Annotated in this window: 3 protein-coding genes and 1 pseudogene; all 4 read left to right on the top strand. The window is 53.7% G+C overall.

What is annotated here, in order from left to right:
• On the top strand, window positions 1-807 hold an 807-nt coding region (locus QMM04_RS21760), incomplete at its 5' end, for a substrate-binding domain-containing protein (RefSeq protein ID WP_282997014.1).
• Window positions 808-1,166: 359 nt separating this feature from the next.
• Window positions 1,167-1,913 (top strand): ATP-binding cassette domain-containing protein, encoded by a 747-nt coding sequence (locus QMM04_RS21755; protein WP_166936095.1) that lies wholly within the window; start codon window positions 1,167-1,169, stop codon window positions 1,911-1,913.
• An 18-nt stretch (window positions 1,914-1,931) separates the two neighbouring features.
• A complete protein-coding gene (locus QMM04_RS21750; RefSeq protein ID WP_282997013.1) occupies window positions 1,932-2,933 on the top strand; it encodes an ABC transporter permease in 1,002 nt (333 codons plus the stop codon).
• 3 nt (window positions 2,934-2,936) lie between these two features.
• A pseudogene (locus QMM04_RS21745) lies at window positions 2,937-3,179 on the top strand (phosphotriesterase-related protein); the annotation flags it as partial.

The following is a 3,179-nucleotide window of genomic DNA, read 5'->3' as shown; positions in this document are numbered from 1 at the left end:
ACCAACCCATTCTTTGCTGAACTGGCTGATGCGGCTGAAGAGGCAGCATCGGCGCGAGGCTATAGTCTGGTGCTTTGTATCACGCGTAATAATCCGGAAAAGGAGGCGCAGTTTATCCGCTGGCTGGATACGCGTCAGGTTGATGGCCTGCTGTTCACCACTAACCGTCCCGATAACGGCGTACTACGGCAGGAAATTCAGCGCCAGCGTCATGTGGTGTTACTGGATGAAGATATTCCCGGCAGTACGGTGCCCAAAGTGTTTGCCGACAATGTGCAAGGTGGACGTATGGCAACGGAACAATTGATTGCTGCCGGACACACCCAGATCGCTTTCATCGGCGGGCCAGAACAACTGATGAGCGTACGCGAGCGCTATCAGGGTTTTTGCACCGCGATGCAACAGGCCGGGTTAGCCATTCCTCCTGAATGGGTGATGTATGGCAACTATGCGCGCGAATTTGGCCAGCAGGCGCTCAAACGACTTTTCAGCTGTGCACAACGTCCCACTGCCGTGTTTGCCGCCAGTGATTATCTGGTGCTGGGATTGCTAGATGGTCTACGCGCCAGCGGCTTGCAGGCTCCCGCCGCCCTCTCCCTGGTGGGCTTTGACGATGCCAATTACACCGACCTGACACATCCACGGATCTCCACAATCCGCCAACCTGCTCGCGAATTGGGACATACGGCGGTGAGTATTATGCTGCGCCTGCTCAATGATGAAACCGGCATCCCGAACGAAACCCGTTTGCCCGTGGAATGGATTGGGCGTGATTCTATTGGATTTGTTAACGGCGTCCCAAAATGATGCAAAAGCGCACAATAATGGCGCAAAAAGTGAGCTGATTTTTTTAATCGCGTTATAGTGAGTAAACCGGTTTACTTGATATTCACGAAACTCGTGATGATTTACAACAAGTTAGCCGAAAGTGAAGTGCCTGCAACGCAGGCTGGCATGGATGCTGCAATGTCACCACTGGCGAGTAAATATCATTGTAGCGTTTGCCCTGTTGGTTTAAACAAAAGTCTTATCTGGCGGGTAAACCGGTTTACTAGATTGTAGATCGTGCCGGATATGCACTTTTCCCAACAGGGCAAACATTTCCCACAAGTGTTGATGGGAGTTGTCCAATGCAGCAATTACAAGCTCTTCCGGCCCGGGTTGAAATGGTCAATATCACCAAAACCTACGGTTCGATTCGCTCTTTGCGCGGGGTAAATCTTCAGCTTGCGCCAGGGGAAGTACTCGGTTTGGTTGGCGATAACGGTGCCGGCAAATCGACGCTCACCAAAGTGTTGTCCGGTGCCGTAATCCCCACCAGCGGCACCATTCGCATCGACGGTGAACAACAGCACTTCAGTAACCCTGCCGATTCACGCCGCTGTCATATTGAGATGGTCTATCAGGATCTATCCCTGTGCGACACGGTTGATGTTGCGGGGAATTTATTCATGGGCCGCGAGCCGATGAAATCCGTGCTCGGTATTCCCTTTCTCGATCAAACCAAAATGCATGCAGAAGCACGCGAAATGCTGAAAGGCCTTGGGATTTCCATTCCCGATACGCGCCTGCTGGTACGCAATCTTTCAGGTGGGCAGCGGCAGGCTATTGCTATTGCCCGCGCGGCGGCGTTCGAACCCAAAGTGCTGATCATGGATGAACCTACCGCCGCTCTCGCTGTAGCTGAAGTGGAGGCGGTGCTGGAACTGATACGTCGTGTTTCAGCGCGCGGGGTGAGCGTGATCCTGATTACCCACCGTTTACAGGATCTGTTCCTGGTGTGTGACCGCATCATGGTGATGTACGAAGGCACCAACGTGGCCGATCGCCGCGTGGCGGATACCAGCCTCAGCGACATCGTTAACCTGATCGTGGGTGAAAAATTCACTGCTCATTCAGCAGCAGCACATTGAGGAAACAGGATGAGTATCATGAATCTAAGCAGTTCACGCATGATCCAACACTCGCTGCCCCGCCGCCTGTTGCATAACCACTCAGGCGTGGTGAGCATTGCGCTGTTTTTTATCTTTTGCTGCGTGGTGTTTTCGCTGATCACCAGTAACTTTCTCACCAGCACTAACTGGCTAAATATCATTCGGCAAAGCGCCCCGCTGCTGATCGTCGCAACGGCAATGACGTTGGTGATCACCACTGGCGGTATTGATTTGTCTGTAGGGTCGACACTGGCGCTGGTCGGTGCGCTTTCTGCCATTGCACTCAACAATTGGGGACTACCGTGGCCTGTGGTGTTGATCGGTGGACTGCTATTGGGCGGTTTGGTCGGAGCCATCAACGGCTTCTTTATCGCGTTTGAAGGGATACCCGCTTTTATTGTCACACTAGCCACGCTGGCCGTGGTGCGCGGTATTGCGCTGCTGGTTACCCAGGGCTATTCGATTCCGGTTCCCGCCGACAGCCTGTTCACCTTTATGGGCCGCGCCTGGGTGCTGGGCATTCCCATGCCTGCGCTAATCGGCATTGTGATTCTGTTGGCCGGGCACGTCTTGCTGAATCACATGCGTTTTGGTCGCTATGTTACGGCCATCGGAGCCAACGCAGAAGGCGCGCGCCGTAGCGGCATTAATACCAAAGCGGTAACCATGAAGGTGTATATCCTCAGCGGTATGGCGGCCGCGCTGGCAGGCATGATTATCACGGCGCGTCTCGGCAGCGGATCGTCCAATCAGGGTGAAGGATTTGAACTGCAGGTAATTGCGGCGGTGGTTCTTGGCAGCACCAGCTTGTTTGGCGGATTTGGCACTATCATCGGCACGCTGTTGGGCGCTTTGTCGATTGCCATTATCCAGAATGGGCTGATCTTGTCGCATATCTCGCCGTTTTATACGCAGATCGCGACCGGCACCATCATCTTACTGGCGATTTGGCTCAATACTCGCATCCTCAACCCTGCTCGCTCACCCGTAAAAGGATAATCAATGAAAGGATCAATTTTCCGTCATGCGGACCCTCTTCCTGTGGGCGTACGTAGCGGTCAGGTGATGACGGTACTCGGTCCGATGCCAGTGGCAGAAATGGGCGTCACCTTAATGCATGAGCACATATTGCTGGATGCTTCTGGCAAATGGGTACCGCCCTGCTGTTGCAGCGATCGTCACATTGCCGAGATGCCAGTGAAGATGGAGAACCTCGGCGCACTGTCGATGAATCCGTTGATGAGC

This window comes from Pantoea sp. Pa-EAmG, assembly GCF_030024295.1.
Lineage (GTDB): Bacteria > Pseudomonadota > Gammaproteobacteria > Enterobacterales > Enterobacteriaceae > Pantoea > Pantoea dispersa.
Note: the sequence above shows the minus strand (reverse complement) of the source record. Positions and strands in the feature narration are given on the sequence as shown.